The sequence below is a fragment of the Betaproteobacteria bacterium genome (assembly GCA_016713305.1).
Taxonomy (GTDB): Bacteria; Pseudomonadota; Gammaproteobacteria; order Burkholderiales.
The window spans coordinates 1-20,610 of the sequence record JADJPK010000009.1 but is presented as its reverse complement, the minus strand read 5'-3'; the positions used below and the strand labels follow the sequence as shown (position 1 = coordinate 20,610).

The window sequence follows — 20,610 nt, the reverse complement described above, 5'->3', positions numbered from 1 at the left end:
ATTCGTAGATGCCGCGCCGGACTACGCCGCCGAGCGCTGCGAACGAAGGCGTGTGGGCGTCGAACGGCATCTCGTGGCCCTGGCTGGGATAGGCCACCAGCCAGAACGCCCGCGAGGCGCACAGCTTCACGTGCGCGACCTGCACGCGGTAGTAGAGATGTCGCCCACCACCTGGCCCTCTTCGCTCCAGTCGAACTGGTAGGCCTCACCGAGCGCGAAGGCCAGCGGGATGAAGGCGTTGGTCGCAGCGCCTTGGCCCTCGGACTGGCGCTATGCGCGGATGAAGTCGATCACGCGGCTGTAGCCGCCCTCGTAGCCTGCTGCCTTGATCTCGATGTACAGGGCGCGGACGGTGCGCCGCTGCTGCCGGGGGCGACGGGCATCGGCATTCAAGGCCTGGCGCAGCGCCTCGTGGAACGCCGTGAGCTTAGTCGGCTGCTCGCCGCGCTGGTACTTCGGCGGACCATCGACCTGCCCGTGCAGCCACTTGGAGACCGTGTTTCGCGACAGCCCTGTGATGCGCGCGATCTCGCGCTCCGATTTGTTTCCCCGGCTGTGCAGCCGTCGGATTCTGTCAACCATGTCCATGGTGATCACTCCTCTTCCTCTGCTGCACAAAAAATAAGCAGAGTAGGTGCTCACCTGGCTCAGTTGTAATCGGCGGACCCTTCAAAAGTGGCTCAGATTTCGGTCGGCGCCAATACGACAAGGTCATCGGCAGGTCAATCGCGCGGCGGTAGCACGCTGCGAATCGCGCTTTTCAATTAATCCCTAAATGCGACGAGAACCGATGTCGCACCCTTGGACGCAACCCGCAAGGATCAGCTTTTCTGACGCTTCGATTCATTCGATCTTGCTTTGGTTTTGACGACTCTTTGGCTAAGGTCCAGCCTGGTGTCTTCTGACACGTTTCGAGCCTCCACCACAACCTAGAGAGACAACACATGACCGACAACCTGAATGTTCACCGCCGCAGGGCACTCAAGAAAATTGGCGCCGGCATGGCGTTGGGGGCGTCCGGCCTTTTAGCTGCGCCAGCCTTTGCGCAAAACAAGCCGCTGAAAATCGGCGTCATTGCCCCCCGTGGCGGAATCGCGGGCACGGCTGGCGAAGGCGGCATCCGGGCGATGGAATGGTCGGTGGCCAAACTCAATGCCATGAACGGTATCGGGGGACGGAAGATTGAACTGGTCATCCAGGAAGAGACCACCCCCAAGGAGACGATTGATCGCTATCGCAAGCTGGTTTTGCAGGACCGGGTGGACGCCGTGCACGGCGTGATCTCGTCGGGAGTCAGCCTGGCCTTGGCACCAGCCGCCGAGCAGTCACAGATGCTAACGCTTTTGTGGGACGGCACGACCCAAGACGGCGTGAAGGAGATGATGCCGAATCCGAAGTACGTCTTTCGCGCAATCGACAATGAGGTCGATGCTGTCATGTCCTCCCTGCTCGCCATTCGCCACTTCAAGGGCAGTATGGTACGCGTCGCCGGCATCAACGCTGACTACACCTACGGGCGCAACACCTGGACAACTTTCACGGCCATTTTGAAGAAGTTTGGCATCGCGCACGAGGTGGTGGCTGAGCAGTGGGTGAAGGTCGGCACCATGGACCTCACCTCCAACGTCGCCGCGTTGAAGACCGCTAAGCCAGACGTGATCTTCACGTCCATGCTTTTCGCCGATCTTCCGGTATTCATGCGTCAAGCCCACAATGTCGGCCTGACGGAAAACTGCAAGTTCGTGATGCCGGCGGCGGGGTGGCAACACACGGCAATGAAGAAAGAGTTCACTCCTGAGGGCGTTGTGTTCGGGCACAGCACTATGTATTTCGAAAATCCGGCCGCTTCGCCACTACAAAAAGAGTTCGTCAAATGGTATGCCGACAAATACAAGGACTACCCGCACTGGGAAAGCGACCGCGCCTACTTCTGCCTGCAGCTCTACAAGGCGGGAGTAGAGCGTGCGCTTGCGGCGAAGTCGGGTTCGTGGCCAAGCTCCACCGAGATCGCGATGGCCATGCCAGGCCTAAAGGTCGAATCCCTCGGCGGACCAGCATCCATGCGTGCGGACCACATCGCCAACCAAGTGATATTCCAGGGCTTGACGACGCATAAGAACGCCTACGACTTTCCTACGCTCGCCTCGGTCGAGAGCATGTCCACTGAGCATATCCAGAAGCCAGCAGGTGCAGATTTCTGGCAGTGGCTTGAATCGACAAAATTCGAGGTCTAAAACAACCGGAGACAGGCTCGGCCGCGACCAAGCGAGCCGCGCCAGATTACTATGGCATCTCTTATCGGCATTTTGATGGCCGGCGTCTTTCATGCGGCCGCACTCTTTTTGCTCACCTCAGGCTTGCAACTTGTGTTTGGCGTTCAACGTGTCGTGAACCTGGCCTGCGGTTCTCTGTACGCGCTTGGCGCTTACGTCGGCATTTCCTTCACCACTTGGGCGCTGGCACAGGGGTTGCCCATTCCGATGTTTCCGCTGGCCCTGCTGGCGGCGGGCCTACTTGCCGGCCTCATCGGATTACCCCTAGAGCGATTGATCAGCACCATCTACAAACGACCCGAATCCTTCCAGTTGTTGCTAACGAGCTGAAATGGCGGGCCCCGGGTTGTGGTGGGGCGGGGGGGCCCGGCCTCGCGGACTAGGTGGCAGGTTGGCTTCGCGTGTAACCGCATCGGCCCGATCACCCGGCGTCAGAACAGGTTCGGCTTCCCTTCCGGCAGCCCTGTTCGAGCCCCCGCCTGGCGACGTGATCTGGGCTTCCATCCGGCGCGACACCGCAGCCCGCCGGCCCGGATGCGACGGGCGCCTCAGCACCGGCTTCCCGCCCGAGCGTCCCTGGGGCTTCTCCGCCGTCCGAGCTCGCTGCGTCGAGCCGCTCGACTTCGACCGCGTTCCTGCGCGGCCACTTCGCCGGGCCAACACTTCCCGCGTGTTCCACCTTGCCCGCGGCAAGCCCCGCACTTGCCGCGCGACCCCGCGGGCGAACATCCGTGGCCGGAGGCCGCTGCAGAGACCGCACCTGGGGAAGAGCGACGCGCCCGCCGGCTGACGAAGCCTGCGGAAAGTCCGCCGTCCCGCGGGCGATGAACTGCACGTGCTGCCGCACCGCGTGGCGCAGCTGATCGGCCGCCAGCCGATGACGAGAGAACCGAGGGTGAAGGGCGCGCCGTGCGTCGTTGCGGTAGGTCTCGATGAACGGCGAGTCCACCGCACCTGACGCGTGCTCGAAGGTGCCGGGAGGATCTGCGCGTCGAAGTCGACGGCGATGAACTTGAGGTTCCTGTCGACGGATCGGCGGCCGACTTCTCCGCGCAACGCGCGGTGCCGAGGCCCAGATCGGCGATCAAGGGGAGAACGGGGGTTTTTCTACAGCCTCGACGTTCTCGCTAATCCTGGTGTTCCAGGATGTGTTGCGATTTTTTTGGGGCGCCAATCCCCAACAGTTGGCCAACGTCGCGATGCACTATGGCAGCGTATCGTTGTGGGGCGCGCAAATGCCCGCTTACAACGTATTCGTTATTCTGCTGGCCATAGCCATAGCCGTTGGTCTCGGGTGGTTCTTGAGTCGCACAACGTTGGGCAAGATGTTGCGCGCCACAGCGGAGAACCGCGAAGCAAGCGCGGCGATGGGCGTAAACGTTCGGATGGTCTATTTACTGGTGTTCACCTTGGGCACCACACTCGGCACAGTGGGCGGCGCCATGGTAGTCCCGACCGCGGCCGTTTCGCTGCAGATTGGCGTGGATCTGGTAGTGGAAGCCTTTGCGGTGATCGTCATTGGTGGACTGGGTAGCATGAAAGGGGCCGTGGCCGGCGCGTTGATCGTCGGTTTGATTCGTGCCGCGGCGCTGGTGTTGTACCCCGAGGTTGAAGTTCTGGCGACCTACGTCATCGTCCTCGGCATTCTCGTTTTCAAGCCCTCTGGAATCTTTGGGAAGGCGGCCGTATGAGTACTGTATTTAGATCGGTGGCGTCAGGCCACACCGCATCTTTGCGCGACAACAAGCCAAGCAGGTTCGCGCGCCGGGGGCTTCAAGCTGCAATATTCTTGAGCGTGATCGCGCTGGCCGCCGTGCCGCAGTTCGCCGACGCCTATTACGTCAGCTTGGGTATTCCGTTCATGGCCTACGCTGTGGCGCTGCTCGGCTTCAACCTTCTGTTCGGCTATGGAGGACTGTTGTCTTTTGGGCACGCTCTTTTTCTCTCCCTTGGCGCCTATGCTTCCGCCATATCCGCACGGTATTTTGGGTTGACCTCGATCGAGGGAATGCTGTTATGCGCGGTGGGTGTTTCGCTTTTGGTGGCTCTGCCGATTGCCTTTGTAGCCAGCCGATTCATTGGAATTTTTTTCGGCATGCTGACCCTATCTTTTGGCATGCTGTTCTATTCTTTTCTCAACAAGTTCTATCACTTGACCGGAGGAGATAGCGGCATGAATGTGCCTCAGCCGACGCTGCTGGGCCGCAGCTACGCCGCAATGGGCAAGATGGAATTTCTGACCGGGCCCTTCTACTACTACTGCCTTGTGCTGCTGGCGCTAGGCGTTCTGGTGATGTGGGGTATCGTCCGATCCCCCTACGGGTTACACCTGCAGGCCACTCGCGACAACGAGGTGAAGGCCAATTACCTCGGCGTAAAGACGCGTCAGGTTCGCGGTGTTGCGTTTCTGATTTCGGCAATGTACGGCGCGGTAGGTGGTGTGATTCTTGGCGTGAATACAGGTCTTGCTGACCCGGAGCTTGCCCACTGGGCGCATTCTGGGCACCTCGTCTTCATGGCGGTGCTCGGAGGCTTCCAGCAATTCCTGGGGCCTGTAGTAGGGGCCTTTGTCTTTATCCTGCTGCAAGACGAACTCCAGGCAGCAACACAGTATTGGCGCTTCTTCCTGGGTGTAGCTCTCGCGGCTCTGGTAATCGGTATGCCCGGCGGCCTCCTTGGGACGGTGCGCACGCTCTGGAATCGCTGGAGGAACAGATGACATCAACGCAGCAAACCCCGCTCCTGGAGGCACAGGGTGTCGGAAGATCGTACGGACAGTTTATCGCGCTGGAAGGTGTAGATCTGCGTCTCAACCAAGGCGAGTTCGTATCCCCCGTCGGTCCAAATGGCGCCGGCAAGACGACGCTGGTCAACGTGCTCACTGGCTTTGTTCCACCTACGTATGGCCGGGCACACTTCATGGGTCGCGACATCCGTGGCTCGAATTCGGTCGAGCTGTCAACGCGCGGCCTCGCACGAACATTCCAACTGGTGAATGTGTTCCCCGACTTGACTGTTCGGGACACGCTCACAGTTGCCGCTTGCTCTCAGTTGGGCCTGCGCTGGAGGCTATTTGGCGATGCACGGTCTCATCGGTCGGCAGCGGAAGTAGTGCGCGCCACGGCGGCTGCATTCCGGTTCGAAGATGCGCTTGACATCGTTGCAAGCTCACTGCCACACGGCAAGCGCAAGCTGCTGGACGTGGCTAGTGCCTTCGCGCTGCGACCTAAGGTCGTACTTCTTGACGAGCCAACGGCCGGCGTTTCCACCGCCGACAAGCATGGCGTCATGGAAACCCTCCTGGTGGCGGCGCGCGAGATGAATGTCGGCGCGATCCTGCTGATCGAGCACGACATGGACCTAGTCCGGCGCTATTCCAGTCGGATCGTGGCAATGCAGGGGGGGCGAAAGATCGCCGACCAACCCACTGATGACTTCTTCTCTAATGAAGAGATCCTGTCAGTCGTCGTCGGGAAACTGGAGACAACGGCATGACGCTACAACTTGAGAATGTGAACGTCCACCGACAAGGAAACCATGTCCTGCACGATCTGTCGCTGCGGGTTGAACCGGGGGAGCTGGTGTGCCTTGTCGGACGAAACGGGGCAGGCAAAACCACCACTTTTCGCGCCATCATGGGCTACCACAAAGTTGCCTCAGGCGAGATCCGGTTTGGCGGCGACTCGCTAGAGGGGTGGCCTACGCACCGGATCGCGGCCAAGGGCGTGGGCTACACCCCCGAAGGCAGCGATGTGTTCGGCGACCTCACTGTCGAGGACAACATCGCATTGCCGACCTGGACGCGCAAGACTGCTCGTCCTGCAAGCGAGCGACTGGAGGCTGCCTACTCTATATTTCCCAAACTGCGCACCTACGCGCATCGCGGAGGGCAGCAGCTATCCGGTGGCGAACGCAAGATGGTTTCAATTTCGCGCCCTTGCACTGATCCAGATCTTCTGCTGTTGGACGAAGCCTTCGAAGGCCTTTCGCCTGCAATCCTGCCAACCATCAGCGCCGGACTGCGAAGCATCCTGGATCAAGGACGCGCGGTGCTGCTCGCGGAATCAAATTTCTATCATCTACCTCGCTTCGCAGATCGGCTGTACGTCATCGAGCGGGGCGAGATCGTCTTTGAGGGGACGCGGGCGCAGGCGGAGGCGGATGCCGCGACCATGAAGATCATTAAAGGCTTGGAGTAACCAGGATGCCGACGGACCATGAGGCAGAGTCGCTCGCGCTGGCGGACGATGCGCTGCTAGCGCCTGGCATTCGCCACGTTGTCGCGACCCTGCGCGTGGGAATGCGTGAAGGCCCTGACATCACTACCATGCCGCTAGGAGAAGCCCGTGCATGTTACGCAGCGCAACAGCAACTATGGCGGCCCCGCGTACCGCCGGGGGTCACCATCCGCAGGTTTTCTATCGCCACTGGTGCCGGACCACTCCCTGCGGTGGCCGTTCGTGCTCAGGGCGGGCGTTTGCCCGCAGCGCGGGTACTCTACCTACATGGCGGCGGCTGGGTACTGGGCAGCGTTGACACCCACCTCGCAGCAATGTCGCGGCTGGCGCTAGGTTCAGGCACCGAAGTTGTCGGCATCGACTATCGACTGGCGCCCGAAGCACCGTTTCCGGCGGCCCTGCACGACTGCCTGAGCGCGTGGCACTGGCTTGAGGCTGACAGTACCGGAAGACCGCTGTTCATTGCCGGCGATTCGGCTGGCGCCAACCTGGCGCTGGCGGCGATGCTGGAGTTCCGCGGACAACATGTGGCGATGCCGTCCGCAGCGTTGCTATTTTATGGCGTGTTCGGGCCTGACTGCTGCGGTGAGTCGAACGACAGATTTGGCTCGGGAGACTATGGGCTTTCAACCGCTCGCATGGCTTGGTTCCGCTCGAACTACTTACAGGCCGCAGGCGAAGCAAGAGCCACCGATGCGCGGATCTCACCGCTGCTGGCCGATTTGTCCGGCCTGCCGCCAATGCTCATCATGGCGGCGCAGTGCGATCCGCTCGCTGATGACAGCCGCGCTTTGGCTAGGCGCGCACGCGCTGCCGGACTGGTCGTGACTGAAGCGGAACAGCCTGGTCTTGTTCACGGGTTTCTCCAGATGGCGGCCGTGGTGCCCGAAGCGGCCACTGCGCTAAATGACGCGGCGCGGTATCTATGCGCGCTGCAGTGCCCCCTGGCTGACTCCCCTGAATCGAGACATCGGTTGCTGCCCGGCTGCGTCGATGCACCGCATGGTGTTGTCTCGCTGGGCGACTTTTCGTTGACCGGCGGCGGGCAGATCGCCGACATGCGCATCTCATATGCGGATCATGGACATGATGGGGTGGCGCAAAAACCCGTCGTGCTGGTACTCAGCGCCATCGGCAGCACACATCATCGCCTCGACTTTCTGATCGGCCCTGGCCGAGCGTTGGACCCCCGGAGCTTTCGCATACTGGCGGTGGATGCCATCGGCAACGGGTTAACCAGTTCCCCGTCCAATTCTCCCGGTCAGTCGGGCCGCATTTTTCCGCGCTTCGGTATCGATGATATGGTGCACAGCCAGCATGCGTTGCTGGCGCAGTTGGGAATTAGGCAGCTTCATGCGGTAGTGGGCGCTTCCATGGGCGGAATGCAGGCGCTTGCATGGGCGGTACTGTACCCAGGGTTTGCACGGCGCGTGGTTGCGCTCACTCCCATGGCGAAAACAACTCCCTGGGCGCGATTAATAAACCTGATGGCCCGCGCGCACCTAGAGGCAGGCCTGGCTCGCGTGGAACGTGGAGCGCCGCCGCACGACGTATGGACGGATTGGGTTCCCCTCATGCAAGCGGCGAGCATGCGCACTCCGTCGCAGTTCGACTGTGAAATTGCCGATAGCGAGCGCGTGGAGACGTGGCTGGCGGCCCAGACGCGAGCGTGGATTGCGCAAGGCTTCGATCCATTGGACTGGATCTGGCAGTCCTATGCCTATGACGCCTTTGACGTGGGGCTGTTGGCCGATCATGGTGGTGACACTGATAAGGCGCTTGCCTCGATATGCGTCCCCACCCTAGTGGGCGCCCCGCCCTTGGACCTATATAACCCTGTAGAGGCCGCGCATCGCGTGGCTTGTCACGTGGCCAACTGTCGGTGGGTCGATATTCAAAGCAATTACGGCCATTTAGCGGCTAGCGCTCTGGACCCGAATGCGGCTCTCGCGCTCAATGGCGAGATCTCGAACTTTCTCGCTAACTAAAAAGGAGACGGGACAGCATGGACATTCGGCTTATCCACTATTTCATGAGTGTCTACGAGGAGCGAAGCTTTGCCAAGGCCGCCGAACGGATGCACGTAGTGCGGTCCGCGCTGAGCATGCAAATTCGCAACCTAGAGGACGAACTCGGCACGGTAGTGTTCGACCGCACCAAACGCGGAGTCGAGCCAACCGTGGCCGGCCGACGGTTCTATGAACTGTGCCAACCCATCGCACGGACACTTGCCTTTGCCAAGCAAGAGATGAGCGATCTGGTCCAGGGCAATAGCGTATCGGGGTCTCTGCGCGTAGGGCTTCCCTCGGCTACCTGTCAGGGAGTTTTGGGTGAAATATTAGATGAGTTCATGGGCCTCTACCCCAATGTGGACGTGACTGTCGTGGAGGCCTACAGCCGCTACGTGACGGAGCAGGTGCAATCAGGCTTTCTTGACGTCGCTCTGGGCGCCTTGCCGCTGGAGCATAGCGGGCTTGCCTGCCGACCAGGCTTTCAGGATCACTTCGCCCTTATCTCCGGCCAGCCCATCAACGGGCCGCAGTTCACACCTTGCGACTTGTCGACCATGCGCGAGCCTCAAGTTGATAGTTCCCTCCGAACGCCACCTGATGGGCGCCACGTTGCTTGACTACATCACTAGGGGGGAAATCGCCGTGAATCGTGTGATGCGCATCGACGGACTCGTGGCCACCATGGAAGCTATCCGAAGTTCCGATTGGGGCGCCGTATGCCAATCTATCGGCGTGATGCAAGAGCTTGACCGGAAGGACATCTTCATCTATCCGATTGTCAATCCGAAGATGAGCTTTGATCTTTACTTCGTACACCATCCGCGACGCCCGCTCACTCTTGCTGCGAGATGCTTCGTCGACATCCTGGAGAGAAAGTTTGCTGAAGTCTTAGAACGCCGCAGCTGCACTTCAGCTGGACCAGCGCTTCGACTGACGCTAACGCCAATGCAGCGTGCCGCTTAGGGCCTCGCACGATCAATCACGTTTTCTGACCCACGCGCTCATCCGATATCAACCCACGCCTGCGCTTTCACCTCTATCGTTTGACCCTCTGCGCAAAACGGCAAACGCACCTAGAAAGGAATTCGCAATGCAGGCATCATTCAGTACGGCAATCTATGACGAACGTGCGCTCCGGGCGGCACTGCAGGAAGCGGACATTGTTCCCACGCTCCTGGTGTTGGTGCAGCTCACGGGCGACATGAAAATTCTTCACGAAGCGGCGCCCTTCATCAAAGGGGCCTGGAGCTTTCAGGAGGAGATTCCCGAGCAACTGAAGGAAAAATCAGAGACCGACTGGTGGAAACGCTGAAGAGCCACACTGGCGTCGAGCCTTAACCTGACCCCTCCAGATGAGGACATCCTCCGCCAAATGATGAGCGTAGCGGTCGGCGAGACAGTGCCTTCAGCATACGTGCCACTGCTGCTGGAAGAAATGGGGCTTAGCGAGAGGCATTCGCGCATTACGGCAGCAGGCGGCGAGGCTCGGCAACCTCCCAAAGGGTTCAAGGTCGTGGTGATTGGGGCTGGCTTGGCGGGAATCTGCGCGGCAATCCAACTCGAGCAAGCGGGCATCCCATTCGTGATCTTGGAGAAAAATGCAGACATCGGCGGCACTTGGTTCGAAAACTCGTACCCCGGCTGCGGCGTCGACACGCCGAATCATTATTTCTCTTACTCCTTCAGCCCCAACAATGACTGGCCCCATCATTTTTCCAAACAGGGCGAGATACTGAGTTATATCCGTAAGACAGCGGAAAAATTCAAGTTGCGCGATCGGATCCGACTCGGTGTTGAGGTCACGCGAGCAAGCTTCGACGAAGCCGTCAATCGCTGGAACATCGAGACGGTGGATGGCCAAGGCCGAGTCGAGAGGCTACGTGCCACGGCACTAGTTTCCGCGGTGGGCCAGCTCAATCGCCCGTTCATCCCGCGTATCGAAGGGCTCGAGTTCTTCAAGGGTGCCAAGTTCCACACCGCCCGCTGGGACCACAGTTTCGAGGTGAATGGCAAACGGGTGGCGCTGGTCGGAACTGGCGCCAGCGGCATGCAGGTGGGTCCCAGCATTGCCCCCGACGTGGCTGAGCTGCTGGTGTTCCAGCGCGCGCCCAATTGGGCGATGCGCAACGCCAACTACCATAAGGCGGTCACTGACGGCCATCGCTGGGCCCTGAACCATATTCCTTTCTTCTCCCAGTGGCAGCGATTCCAGCTCTTCTGGGTGTCGGCTGAGAGCTTTCATGACACGCTGCGGGTGGATCCCAAGTGGGCCATGAGCGAAATCTCCCTGAACCGCGAGAACCATGCAATTCGTGAGCAACTGGTTGCTTACATCCGCAGCGAACTGGAAGGCGACGAATCGCTGATCGCAAAGTGCACACCCAACTATCCGCCTTATGGTTCCCGCATGCTGCGCGACAACAACTGGTACCGCATGCTCAAGCTCGACAACGTGGAGCTCATCACCGACGCAATCTCTCATGTGACCGAGAACGCGATCGTGATGGAAGACGGAACCCGCCATCAAGTGGACGCTATCGTTTTCGCCACTGGCTTCCAGGCGTCACGCATGTTGTGGCCGATGGAAATTCGGGGGCGCCACGGTGTCGACCTACGCCAGCTCTGGGGCGATGACGATCCGCGGGCCTATAAGGGGATGACCGTTCCCCAGTTCCCCAACTTCTTTGTGATGTATGGACCCAACACCAACCCGGGGCCGGGCGGCAGCACCATCTTTTATTTCGAATGCCAGATCCGCTACATCATGCAGGCCTTGCGTGCAATGATCGACAGTGACTTCGCAACGATTGAAGTCAAGCAGGAAGTACATGATCATTACAACGCCGTGGTCGACGAGCGTTGCGCCAACATGGTGTGGTCTCACCCGCGCGTTACCAGTTGGTATAAAAATGCTGCCGGACGGGTAACCGTCAATTCGCCTTGGAAGCAACTTGAGTATTGGCAGATCACCCAGCGGTTCGAACCATCAGAGTATCTCTGCGTGCCTCGCACCGAAGTGAAACCTTCGGCGACTGAGTTCGTCACGGACGATGTTGAGTAACAGACCATGGATCTGGGCATCGAAGGCCGTGTGGCCGTTATCACCGGTGGGGCGCGCGGAATCGGCTTTGCCGAAGCCGAGGCGCTCGGGGCGGAAGGCGCGGTGATCGCGATCAACGACATAGACTCCGTCGCAGCAATGGACGCGGCCGCTATTCTGCGTGCGCGTGGCATCCAAGCGTCGGCGTTCCCCGCCGACGCCGCCGACGAAGCTGAAGTGGCGGAAGCGATGCGCAAGATTGCCGAGAAATTCGGCAAGATAGCCATTCTCGTTAACAATGCCGGCGTCGGAGTAAAGCCGGATTACAGCGCGTACGAGATGCCGGCGGAAGTCTGGGACAGTATGCAGCGCGCGCATGTGCGCAGCACCTTCCTCTGGTCGCGCGCGGCTATTCCTCTCATGCGCCTCGGTGGCTACGGGCGCATCGTCAACACTTCGTCTATGAACTACACCGGAGGCGGTCGCCCGGGAGCCTCGCATTACGTTGCAGCCAAGGCGTCCATCGCTGGCTTCACCCGCGCACTCGCTAAGGAGATGGGACCGGATGGGATCACCGTTAATGCGATCGCGCCTGGCTACGTTGCCACCGAATTGATCGACGGCTTCTCATCACCGATGCTTGCGGTGATCCGTGAGCAGAATCCCACGCGAAGGCTGTGTGAGCCCAATGAGATAGGAGCGCTGGTGGCCTACCTGGCCTCGCGCCAGGCGGGCTTTATCAACGGCGAGATCGTCTGTATTGACGGCGGGCGACGCGAGTTTTACTGGGGGAACACCGCGTGAAGGCTGCTGTACTCGAACAGGCGGGCCAGCCACTGCAGTTGCGCGACTTGGAATTGCGCAACCTCGCCGACGGAGATGTGGTGGTGCGCATCGCGGCAACAAGCCTTTGCCATACTGATCTGGAAGCGGTGCAGGGGCACCTAGGCATGCCGTTGCCGTTCATACCCGGCCACGAGGCGGCTGGCGTGGTCGAACAAGTCGGGCGGGATGTGAGCAACGTGAAGCCAGGGGATCCAGTGGTAATTTCGTGGAACCCTCATTGCGGAGGTTGCTTCACCGCAGCCGCCACCAGCCGATTCTGTGCCAGCAATACCGCAACCACGCCGCAGCGGCGCTGCATTTGACGGCCGTCCTCGGGTGTACTACGGAGACACACCGATAAAGCAGCTAATGTATGCTGGTACCTTCGCGGAACTGGCGGTAGTAACCGGGGCTTGCGCCGTGCCAGTACCCCCCGATATCCCGATGCACTTGGCGTGTTTACTGGGCTGCGGAGTGGCCACGGGTGTTGGTGCAGTGCTCAACATAGCTAAGACGGTGCCGGGAAGCAGCGTCACTGTGATCGGCTGCGGGGCGGTGGGTCTGTCCGCGATCCAAGGCGCGCGAATGGCAGACGCAGGCACCGTGATCGCCATTGATCGAGATCCGGAACGGCTCAATCTCGCCGTTGCCATGGGTGCCACGCATACGATGCAGCTAGGATCGGACTTAGTGGGCGAGCATTTAGTGTTGACGCACGGCCGCGGAGCCGACTATGTGTTCGAGGCGGCGGGTAACGAGGCGGCTTTCCGAGCAAGCTTGGAACTCGTCCGGCCAGGCGGCCAAGTGGTGTGGCTAGGTAAGGTACCTGTAGGGCAGGAAGTCGCGTTCCGCTGGGGTTCTTTGATGGGGGAGAAGCGAATCACCCGTTCCAGTTACGGCGGAGGCTCAGCCGCGGAAACATTTTCCGTCCTGGCCGACGCCTACCTCAAAGGGACTTTGCTGCTCGAGCCCTATGTCACTAATCGACTTCGGCTTGAAGACGTCAATCTCGCGCTGCAGCGGCTGAACGACCGGCTCGAGATTCGCGCTGTTATCGAGTTCTGAGTGTAATTCTTAGTCTTACTATGTCATATGCGAAGCCTTGCGTTTACGCGCAGGAAGCACGAGCAACGAGACAGGGTCCGGAGCAAGGCTGCGGTGATACGCAGCCTCAAGCTCGTGATCGATGATGGAACGTTGCGCTGCTTGCGCTGGGTTGCCGCGAGGCTTGTAATGCGTGGGTAGTGCAGGTTCTTCGCGTTGGGCGGCGTTTTTTGCCTGTACCCTCGGGATGCCGAACCTACTGCGCCATCAAGAAGCCGTAGGCGGCGATGCTCTGGCAGGCAAAGACACACGCTCGATATATCGCCAGCAGCGACGGGCTCGGACTGGCCACCCACCTACCATTTTCTGCTCCCACATCCCCACCGCGATGCCGACAAGGTCGATGCTTCTGGTGTTGCGGCGCAGGTCGGATGCCGCCGTGGAAAGGCGCGCATCGCACATCGCGGCGCTCATCATCGCAAGCCACGTCGAAAGAACGCACACCGTAGCTATGGTGTGTCGGCGCGCGATTCTTTATCGATATATCAGGATGCTAGGGCAAGCATGACAGGCAACGGTTGACCACGTCCGCCCGGACGTTGGACGACGATGGCCATCCCCCTCGCGCCTCGTGAAACCGTTGGCATATCAGGCCATACCGAGACGGTTTTGCAGAAGCCGCTACTTCTTACGACCCTGATAGCGTGAGCGACACTGTCGAGCCTGCATACCGACGCTCGATCCTCTAGCGATCGATGGATTTTTGCACATCGAACACACAACGGCTACCAGCCGCGCTAACCGGTGAGAAGTACTCAAAGCGAGTCGCTGGACTCGCTTCCTGCACAGACCACAAGCCGACCATGAGGACGCCGGCAAAGGAGTCGGTCATGTAGTTTTTCTCCTGGAAGGAGACGGAGCATGCACGAGAACAAGAATGATGCGCCATCATCAAAGGTGTTCTACCGCCCGATCGAAGCGTCCATCCGCTGGGCAGGACTGCTGCGGTACGAGCAGGTAATCTTGGCCTCGATTTCGTCGCCGAGGAACCTGCCGCAGTCGCTGGACTGCCCCCGCTGGGGCGAACTGCTGCTGTACACCGACCGCATCTACGACGGCATCCTCAATGGGGAACTGCCCTTCGGGCAGAACGGCATCACGTCACGCGACACCGCACTAATCGACTCCCCTGATCTGACGGTACGCCACGTCGATCTGAAGCGCTGGATGCGTCAGCACTACCCTGAGCAGCGGCCCGGCTTTCTCTTCTCCCGCAGCGAACGTATCGCCCATCCCTTCATCTCGCTGGAAACCGGGCAAGCCATGCTGGTCGAGCGGCTCGCCCTGAAATCCGCCCTGGAGCAGTCCAAGCGCCAACTCCGCGATCTACAAGAAAAGCACGACGCGCTGCTTAAGCAGTCCACGGCGATCCCCGCATGCGCGCAGTGTCCGATCAGCGACCGGGCCGAGGCCACCTACCAGAACAGCATCGGAGGCATGCTGGAGTTGATGCTCGGTCAGTCCCCTTCTGGCACCCCTTACTCCAGCTTCAAGACGCAGGAGGCCGTGGTCAGTGCCTTGGTCGCGCATCACAGCGGCGCCATGGGCAGCGCAGAGCGAACCTTGAACGGCAAGTTCGCCACGGCGAGACGCCGGGTGCGTAGCGCGGCAGTTTGAAGTTTTCCAGCTTGTATGTGCAACCGCGGAGATTGCATTTGCAATGGCTTTCCGCAGCCGTGTCTATTGAATAGAGGTCAAGCCAACAAACGCCACTGAGCGTTCAGGAGTGACCGCCATGTCGCAAACACCTGTACTTCCACCGCCCGAGCGCCGCATCCTGCGCTTGCTAGAAGTCGAAGCGAAATCCGGCTTCAAGCGTGCCCACCTCTACAACCTGATGCGCGCCGGCAAGTTCCCCAAGGCGCTGCGCCTGGGCGTGCGCGCCGTCGGCTGGGATTCCATCGAGATCGATGAGTGGATCGCCGAGCGCGTCAACAGCCGGGCCTGACCCGTTCTCCAGCGGACCTTCCATCCTCACACGGAGAACGCCATGCAGGTTGTATCCATCATTTCAACGAAAGGTGGCGTCGGCAAAACCACCACGGCCGCAAACCTGGGCGGGCTCGCCGCCGACGCGGGGCTGCGCGTGCTGCTGCTCGATCTCGACGTGCAGCCCACCTTGTCGTCCTACTACGAACTGGGCCACCGCGCACCTGGCGGCATCTATGAGCTGCTGGCCTTCAACGAGCGCGAACTCAGCCAGCTCGTTTCCCGCACGATCATCGCGGGCCTGGACCTGGTGGTCTCCAACGACCACCGGGGCGAGTTGAACACCTTGCTGCTGCACGCCCCGGATGGGCGCCTTCGGTTGCGCCACCTGCGGTCGGTGCTGGCTCCCCTCTATGACCTGGTGCTGATCGACACCCAGGGCGCGCGCAGCGTGACCTTGGAGATGGCGGTGCTTGCCTCTGACATTGCACTGTCGCCCGTGACTCCGGAAATCCTCGCCGCCCGCGAGTTGCGGCGCGGCACCATCCAGTTGCTCGAAGACATCGCGCCGTACCGGCACCTGGGCATCGAGCCGCCGCCGCTGCACCTGCTCATCAACCGCGTCCATCCGATATCGGCGAACGCCCGGCTGATCCAGCAAGCCCTGCGCGATCTGTTCCAGGACCACGCCGGCATCCGGGTGTTGGCTACCGACGTGCCGGCCATCGAAGCCTATCCGCGCGCCGCGACGCGCGGCCTGCCGGTGCATCGGGTCGAGTATCGACAGCCGCTAGGCAGAGTGGCCCCCACCGCGCTAGACACCATGCGCGGTCTCGCCGGCGAGCTGTTCCCGCAGTGGCAACACCGATTTGCCACGGTGTCCGGCCGTTCGCCTGTCCCTCTTGATACCGGGAGGCCCCATGGCGAACGCACATGAACTGGCGCGCGGCCACAAGCGGCTGCGCGCCCTGATCGAATTCGCGATCGGCGAAGGTTGGCACGTCAAGCGCACGCCTGGCGGCCACCTCAAGTTCACCAAGGCCGGCTGCGCCGCGATCTACACCAGTTCGACGGCCAGCGACCACCGCGCGGCCCTCAACGCCCGTTCGCAGATCCGCCGCGCCGAGCGCGAAGCGCAGTTCCAGGTGCAGGGAAACGACCATGGCTGAGATCACCTCCCAGCAGATGGCTGGCAAGCTGCTCGCGGCGGGGTTCGAGCGCGGCGGCCCGTCCGCGTCGGCCTTGAGCGACCCCATCGCCGACACGCCGATGGTCGTGACGCTGGACCAGTTGCGCCCCTACGACCACGACCCCAGGAAGAAGCGCAACTCGGCCTACGAGGAAATCAAGGCATCCATCCGCGAGCGTGGCCTCGACGCAGCGCCGGCCATCACGCGGCGTCCCGGTGAAGACCACTACATCATCCGCAACGGCGGCAACACACGCCTGGCGATCCTGCGCGAACTGTGGTCAGAGACGAAAGACGAACAGTTCTTTCGCATATCGTGCCTGTTCCGTCCCTGGCCCAGCCGTGGCGAAGTGGTCATGCTGACCGGCCACCTGGCCGAGAACGAATTGCGCGGGAGCCTCACGTTCATCGAGAGGGCTTTGGGCGTGGAGAAAGCGCGCGAGTTCTACGAGCAGGAAAGCAGCGCCGCCGTCAGCCAAACCGAGTTGGCCCGCCGCCTCGCTGCCGATGGCTTCCCGGTCCAGCAGTCGCACATCAGCCGCATGAGCGACGCGGTACGCTACCTCCTGCCCGCGATCCCCGCAGTGCTCTATGGCGGCCTCGGACGCCATCAGGTTGAACGCCTGTCGGTCCTGCGCAAAGCCTGCATGTTCGCGTGGGAGCGCTACGGCAAAGGCCGCTCGCTGGTTCAGGACTTCGACGAGTTCTTTCAGGAAGTGCTGTCGCAATTCGACACGCTAGGCGACGAGTTCGCCCCCCAGCGCGTACAGGACGAGCTGATCGGCCAGATGGCCGAGCTGCTGGGTGTTGATTACGACGTGCTCGCTTTGGACATGACCGAATCCGAGAGCCGGCAGCGCGCCTTGACCAGCGATCCGACACCGCCCTCAAGACCACCGGTATTGCCGGAGCCGGGAGCCATCGCGCGTCCACCTGCCACTACCGCGTCAATCACCGCAGGATCTGCAGCGGCCGCGCCGCCTGCAGGTCGGCCAGCGGCTACCCCCTCGACGCACGAGAGCGAGGCGGATACCGGCCAGGCAGGCGCAGGCAGCCCCGCAGCGGACGCCGATCTGCTTCGGGAGCACATCGTCTCGCCGGCACCGACGACCGAGCGGCTTGAGTCCATCCAGCGCATGGTCGCCGACCAGTTGGGCGATGCACTGCCGCGCGACTTCTCGGCGAATGTCTTGCAGTCCATCCCGGTGCAGGCCGGCGGGCTCTATCCCATCTCCGATGTCTGGTACATCGAGCCCGGACTGGATACGCCCGAGCGTTTGCGCACCCACATCGCGCAGTTCGCCCGCGAGATCGTGGGCGAAGCTGGCCTGGGCGAGTGCATCGATGACCGTGCAGATGGCATCGGCTTTGCCTGCCGGGCCTACGCCCAAGACCCGGGGCCGCTGGGCAGTGCCGTCCTCTCGTTGCTGGCATGTCTGGCCGGTCAGCAGCCCACCAACGTCGGCATGGATGACGGACAGGTCGTCAGTGGCCTGCCGGCGCTGCTGCACGGTCAAGGCGATGCGGCCCGGCGATTGAGCGACACCGCACTGGTCAAGCTGTTCCGGCTGCTGCGGCTGGCCCGCCGCCTGCTCGATCTGGAAGCTGGCGCGACGGCTTCTGGAACGTGAGCGAGGGAGGCCAGCATGTCCGCACCACACCCACTCAACCAGGCCGTCATCGCCCAAGCCCTCTATGACCTGCGAAATGGGCAACTGCGCCGCTGCAAGCTGATGGGGTTTGGCGAGGAAGAACTGGACGCCCTCAAGCATCCCGCGCTGATCAGCGTGCTGGCCAACGCCAATGTCTCGTGGTGCTCCGTGACGGTCAACCGCGAAGTGCTCCGGCGGTTGCTCAAACAGGCGCAGGACGTGGAGAAGGAAATCGCCACGGTCGATCGCATGCTCAGGCTGGGCGCAAGCACCGAGATGGTCAGCCGCTTCTACGGCCTCACCCACCAGGAAGTGGCGCTTCGTCGCGAAATCCTGGGCATGCCCAAGCGCAAAGGCCGCCACCCCGTGCTGGACGAGAAGCAGGACACGGAACTGTGGCGGCAGTGGAAGGCCGTGACCGGCAGCAGGAACGTCGATCTTGAAGACGAGACCTCCATCCTCGATGCCGCGATGGACTTGGCCGAAGGCATGTCGCTGCCCCTGTCGGTGGTCTGGGCCGCGATCAAGTCGTGGGTCGATCAGGGACTGGGTTGAGCCATGGCCGTGGACGACACTGCACCACGCCATGGCCCCGTCGCACTCGCTGACCTGTTCGACGCTGTGCTGCAAGACCTTGCGCCCAACGCCCACTCCGAACCCAGCCCCAGCGCGCCTGCGGCGGCACAGTCGCCCACGCCCAGCACCTCCGGCGATGCCTTCTTGTTCAGCGGGAACCGGCATGAGACCGTGCCGCGGCGGCTGTTCCTCGACCGCCGCCTGACACCGCTGGAGCGAAACGCCTGGCAGGTGTTCCGGTTGATGCTCAACGACGATGGCGTGACGGCGTTCCCGACCTATGAGCAGCTTCGGCCGTGGCTGGCGTCGATGCCCTGCGCCGGGCAGGCCTCGCACGAAACCGTGGCGCGGGCGCTGACGCTGCTGCGCCTCACCCGATGGCTGAGCTTGGTGCGGCGACGGCGCGACCCCAAGACCGGCCGCATCCTCGGTAACCTCTACGTCTTGCACGACGAACCGCTGACGCCGTTCGAGGCGATGCAGCTCGACGCCGACTACCTGGCGCTGGTCAGCCAATCCCTGGGGCATTCGGCCAAAGCCGTCCAGGTGATCGGCCTGAATACCCTCAAGGAGATCGCGGACGATCCACTGCTCTCCGGTCGCACGCTGCCGTCGCGGTTGCAGGTCCTGGCCGAACGCCTCGCCAGCCAGGGCATCGCGACCACCGAAAGTTATCCACAGCAGAAGGACATCCACGATTCCGAAGAAGGGGCCGCGAGCCTTCTTCGGAATCGTGATGACCCCACTTCGGAATCCGAAGCAGGTGACGTGCTCCCCATCCGCCGTACCAACGTGAAGTAGCAGGGGTCCGCCTATCAGGAGAATGGCGGACATGAGGAAGAGCAAGTTCACAGAGGAACAGATCATCGGGTTCCTCAAGCAGGCCGAGGCCGGCATCGCGGTGGCTGAGATCTGCCGCAAAGGCGGGTTCTCGGACGCGACGTTCTACAAGTGGCGCGCCAAGTTCGGCGGCATGGAGGCGTCGGACGCGCGCCGGCTGCGCGAGCTCGAGCAGGAGAACGGCAAGCTCAAGCGGCTGCTGGCCGAGGCGCACCTGGACATGCACGCACTCAAGAGCGTCCTGGGGGTAAAGCGCTAGCCCCACAGGCCCGGCGCGAGGCCATCGGGCAGTTGGTGCGCGAGCACGGGCTGTCCGAGCGCCGCGCGTGCAGGCTTGTGGGGCTGAGCCGAGACAGCTACCGGCATCCGCCACACACCAGTGCCGAGAACCAGGCGCTGAGCGGGCAGATCGTGGCCATCGCGCATGAACGCCGGCGCTTTGGCTACCGGCGCGTGCACGACATGCTGCGCGCGCAGTTCCCCGGCGTGAACCACAAGCGGGTGTACCGGCTGTACAAGGCCGCCAACTTGGCCGTGCGCAAGCGCCGCAAGGCGCGTCGCGCGGCCAGCGAGCGCACGCCGCTGGGCATCGCCACCCAAGTCAACGAGGTGTGGAGCATGGACTTCGTCAGCGACAGTCTGGCCAGCGGCAGGCGCCTGAAATGCCTGACCGTGGCCGACGACTACAGCCACGAATGCGTGGACATCGCGGTGGACTTCGGCATCGGCGGCGCCTACGTCACGCGGCTGCTGGACCAGGCCGCCACCTTCCGGGGCTATCCAGCAGCGGTGCGTACCGACAACGGCCCGGAGTTCACCAGCCGGGCGTTCATCGCCTGGACCCAGGCCCACGGCATCCGGCATCTGCTGATCCAGCCCGGACGGCCCATGCAGAACGGCTACATCGAAAGCTTCAACGGGCGGTTCCGCGA

General features: G+C 61.8%; 20 protein-coding genes and 3 pseudogenes. 22 read left to right on the top strand and 1 reads right to left on the bottom strand.

Annotated elements, in window-relative coordinates:
• Window position 1 precedes the first annotated feature (1 nt).
• Window positions 2-588: pseudogene (locus IPK20_12385) on the bottom strand (IS21 family transposase).
• Window positions 589-944: 356 nt separating this feature from the next.
• Between IPK20_12385 and IPK20_12380 the strand changes: the two are divergent.
• The 22 genes and pseudogenes from IPK20_12380 to IPK20_12275 all read left to right on the top strand — a co-directional run.
• On the top strand, window positions 945-2,234 hold the full coding sequence (locus IPK20_12380; GenBank protein ID MBK8017427.1) for an ABC transporter substrate-binding protein: 1,290 nt from the start codon (window positions 945-947) through the stop codon (window positions 2,232-2,234).
• A 51-nt stretch (window positions 2,235-2,285) separates the two neighbouring features.
• Window positions 2,286-2,603, top strand: coding sequence for a hypothetical protein (locus IPK20_12375; protein ID MBK8017426.1), 318 nt, complete (start codon window positions 2,286-2,288; stop codon window positions 2,601-2,603).
• A gap of 701 nt (window positions 2,604-3,304) precedes the next feature.
• Window positions 3,305-3,964, top strand: coding sequence for a branched-chain amino acid ABC transporter permease (locus tag IPK20_12370; protein MBK8017425.1), 660 nt, complete (start codon window positions 3,305-3,307; stop codon window positions 3,962-3,964).
• On the top strand, window positions 3,961-4,992 hold the full coding sequence (locus tag IPK20_12365) for a branched-chain amino acid ABC transporter permease (GenBank protein MBK8017424.1): 1,032 nt from the start codon (window positions 3,961-3,963) through the stop codon (window positions 4,990-4,992). Before IPK20_12370 ends, IPK20_12365 begins: the two co-directional genes overlap by 4 nt.
• Window positions 4,989-5,768 carry an ATP-binding cassette domain-containing protein gene (locus tag IPK20_12360; protein ID MBK8017423.1) on the top strand — a complete coding sequence of 260 codons (780 nt, stop codon included), beginning with the start codon at window positions 4,989-4,991 and terminating at the stop codon, window positions 5,766-5,768. Before IPK20_12365 ends, IPK20_12360 begins: the two co-directional genes overlap by 4 nt.
• Window positions 5,765-6,472, top strand: a complete 708-nt coding sequence (locus IPK20_12355) for an ABC transporter ATP-binding protein (protein ID MBK8017422.1) — start codon at window positions 5,765-5,767, stop codon at window positions 6,470-6,472. The genes IPK20_12360 and IPK20_12355 overlap by 4 nt, the downstream gene beginning before the upstream one ends.
• A gap of 251 nt (window positions 6,473-6,723) precedes the next feature.
• On the top strand, window positions 6,724-8,499 hold the full coding sequence (locus tag IPK20_12350; GenBank protein ID MBK8017421.1) for an alpha/beta fold hydrolase: 1,776 nt from the start codon (window positions 6,724-6,726) through the stop codon (window positions 8,497-8,499).
• A 17-nt stretch (window positions 8,500-8,516) separates the two neighbouring features.
• Window positions 8,517-9,140, top strand: coding sequence for a LysR family transcriptional regulator (locus IPK20_12345; GenBank protein MBK8017420.1), 624 nt, complete (start codon window positions 8,517-8,519; stop codon window positions 9,138-9,140).
• Window positions 9,094-9,486 carry a hypothetical protein gene (locus IPK20_12340; GenBank protein MBK8017419.1) on the top strand — a complete coding sequence of 131 codons (393 nt, stop codon included), beginning with the start codon at window positions 9,094-9,096 and terminating at the stop codon, window positions 9,484-9,486. The genes IPK20_12345 and IPK20_12340 overlap by 47 nt, the downstream gene beginning before the upstream one ends.
• Before the next feature lie 127 nt (window positions 9,487-9,613).
• On the top strand, window positions 9,614-9,835 hold the full coding sequence (locus IPK20_12335; GenBank protein ID MBK8017418.1) for a hypothetical protein: 222 nt from the start codon (window positions 9,614-9,616) through the stop codon (window positions 9,833-9,835).
• Window positions 9,836-9,895: 60 nt separating this feature from the next.
• On the top strand, window positions 9,896-11,584 hold the full coding sequence (locus IPK20_12330; GenBank protein MBK8017417.1) for an NAD(P)/FAD-dependent oxidoreductase: 1,689 nt from the start codon (window positions 9,896-9,898) through the stop codon (window positions 11,582-11,584).
• A 6-nt stretch (window positions 11,585-11,590) separates the two neighbouring features.
• On the top strand, window positions 11,591-12,367 hold the full coding sequence (locus IPK20_12325; protein ID MBK8017416.1) for an SDR family oxidoreductase: 777 nt from the start codon (window positions 11,591-11,593) through the stop codon (window positions 12,365-12,367).
• A pseudogene (locus IPK20_12320) lies at window positions 12,364-13,453 on the top strand (zinc-binding dehydrogenase). The gene IPK20_12325 and the pseudogene IPK20_12320 overlap by 4 nt, the downstream one beginning before the upstream one ends.
• Before the next feature lie 900 nt (window positions 13,454-14,353).
• Window positions 14,354-15,109, top strand: coding sequence for a hypothetical protein (locus tag IPK20_12315; protein ID MBK8017415.1), 756 nt, complete (start codon window positions 14,354-14,356; stop codon window positions 15,107-15,109).
• Window positions 15,110-15,227: 118 nt separating this feature from the next.
• On the top strand, window positions 15,228-15,440 hold the full coding sequence (locus IPK20_12310) for an AlpA family transcriptional regulator (GenBank protein ID MBK8017414.1): 213 nt from the start codon (window positions 15,228-15,230) through the stop codon (window positions 15,438-15,440).
• 42 nt (window positions 15,441-15,482) lie between these two features.
• Complete coding sequence (locus IPK20_12305) at window positions 15,483-16,358, top strand: ParA family protein (protein ID MBK8017413.1); 876 nt, start codon at window positions 15,483-15,485, stop codon at window positions 16,356-16,358.
• Window positions 16,342-16,590 (top strand): type II toxin-antitoxin system HicA family toxin, encoded by a 249-nt coding sequence (locus IPK20_12300; protein ID MBK8017412.1) that lies wholly within the window; start codon window positions 16,342-16,344, stop codon window positions 16,588-16,590. The genes IPK20_12305 and IPK20_12300 overlap by 17 nt, the downstream gene beginning before the upstream one ends.
• On the top strand, window positions 16,583-18,241 hold the full coding sequence (locus IPK20_12295) for a ParB family protein (GenBank protein MBK8017411.1): 1,659 nt from the start codon (window positions 16,583-16,585) through the stop codon (window positions 18,239-18,241). Before IPK20_12300 ends, IPK20_12295 begins: the two co-directional genes overlap by 8 nt.
• Before the next feature lie 15 nt (window positions 18,242-18,256).
• The gene (locus tag IPK20_12290; protein MBK8017410.1) at window positions 18,257-18,817 is read left to right on the top strand and encodes a DUF2857 domain-containing protein; all 561 of its coding nucleotides are present in this window, start codon (window positions 18,257-18,259) and stop codon (window positions 18,815-18,817) included.
• A gap of 3 nt (window positions 18,818-18,820) precedes the next feature.
• A pseudogene (locus IPK20_12285) lies at window positions 18,821-19,603 on the top strand (hypothetical protein).
• 67 nt (window positions 19,604-19,670) lie between these two features.
• The gene (locus IPK20_12280) at window positions 19,671-19,937 is read left to right on the top strand and encodes a transposase (GenBank protein MBK8017409.1); all 267 of its coding nucleotides are present in this window, start codon (window positions 19,671-19,673) and stop codon (window positions 19,935-19,937) included.
• A gap of 32 nt (window positions 19,938-19,969) precedes the next feature.
• Window positions 19,970-20,610: IS3 family transposase (locus IPK20_12275; protein MBK8017408.1), on the top strand; the 641-nt coding region annotated here is incomplete at its 3' end.

Excerpts from the sequence above, each read along its gene's own strand:
- IPK20_12335 (MBK8017418.1), top strand. The coding sequence starts at position 9,614 with ATGCAGGCATCATTCAGTACGGCAATCTATGACGAACGTGCGCTCCGG.
- IPK20_12300 (MBK8017412.1), top strand. The coding sequence starts at position 16,342 with ATGGCGAACGCACATGAACTGGCGCGCGGCCACAAGCGGCTGCGCGCC.
- IPK20_12345 (MBK8017420.1), top strand. The coding sequence starts at position 8,517 with ATGGACATTCGGCTTATCCACTATTTCATGAGTGTCTACGAGGAGCGA.
- IPK20_12380 (MBK8017427.1), top strand. The coding sequence starts at position 945 with ATGACCGACAACCTGAATGTTCACCGCCGCAGGGCACTCAAGAAAATT.
- IPK20_12325 (MBK8017416.1), top strand. The coding sequence starts at position 11,591 with ATGGATCTGGGCATCGAAGGCCGTGTGGCCGTTATCACCGGTGGGGCG.
- IPK20_12365 (MBK8017424.1), top strand. The coding sequence starts at position 3,961 with ATGAGTACTGTATTTAGATCGGTGGCGTCAGGCCACACCGCATCTTTG.
- IPK20_12315 (MBK8017415.1), top strand. The coding sequence starts at position 14,354 with ATGCACGAGAACAAGAATGATGCGCCATCATCAAAGGTGTTCTACCGC.
- IPK20_12360 (MBK8017423.1), top strand. The coding sequence starts at position 4,989 with ATGACATCAACGCAGCAAACCCCGCTCCTGGAGGCACAGGGTGTCGGA.
- IPK20_12375 (MBK8017426.1), top strand. The coding sequence starts at position 2,286 with ATGGCATCTCTTATCGGCATTTTGATGGCCGGCGTCTTTCATGCGGCC.
- IPK20_12290 (MBK8017410.1), top strand. The coding sequence starts at position 18,257 with ATGTCCGCACCACACCCACTCAACCAGGCCGTCATCGCCCAAGCCCTC.
- IPK20_12280 (MBK8017409.1), top strand. The coding sequence starts at position 19,671 with ATGAGGAAGAGCAAGTTCACAGAGGAACAGATCATCGGGTTCCTCAAG.
- IPK20_12355 (MBK8017422.1), top strand. The coding sequence starts at position 5,765 with ATGACGCTACAACTTGAGAATGTGAACGTCCACCGACAAGGAAACCAT.
- IPK20_12305 (MBK8017413.1), top strand. The coding sequence starts at position 15,483 with ATGCAGGTTGTATCCATCATTTCAACGAAAGGTGGCGTCGGCAAAACC.
- IPK20_12310 (MBK8017414.1), top strand. The coding sequence starts at position 15,228 with ATGTCGCAAACACCTGTACTTCCACCGCCCGAGCGCCGCATCCTGCGC.
- IPK20_12295 (MBK8017411.1), top strand. The coding sequence starts at position 16,583 with ATGGCTGAGATCACCTCCCAGCAGATGGCTGGCAAGCTGCTCGCGGCG.
- IPK20_12330 (MBK8017417.1), top strand. The coding sequence starts at position 9,896 with ATGATGAGCGTAGCGGTCGGCGAGACAGTGCCTTCAGCATACGTGCCA.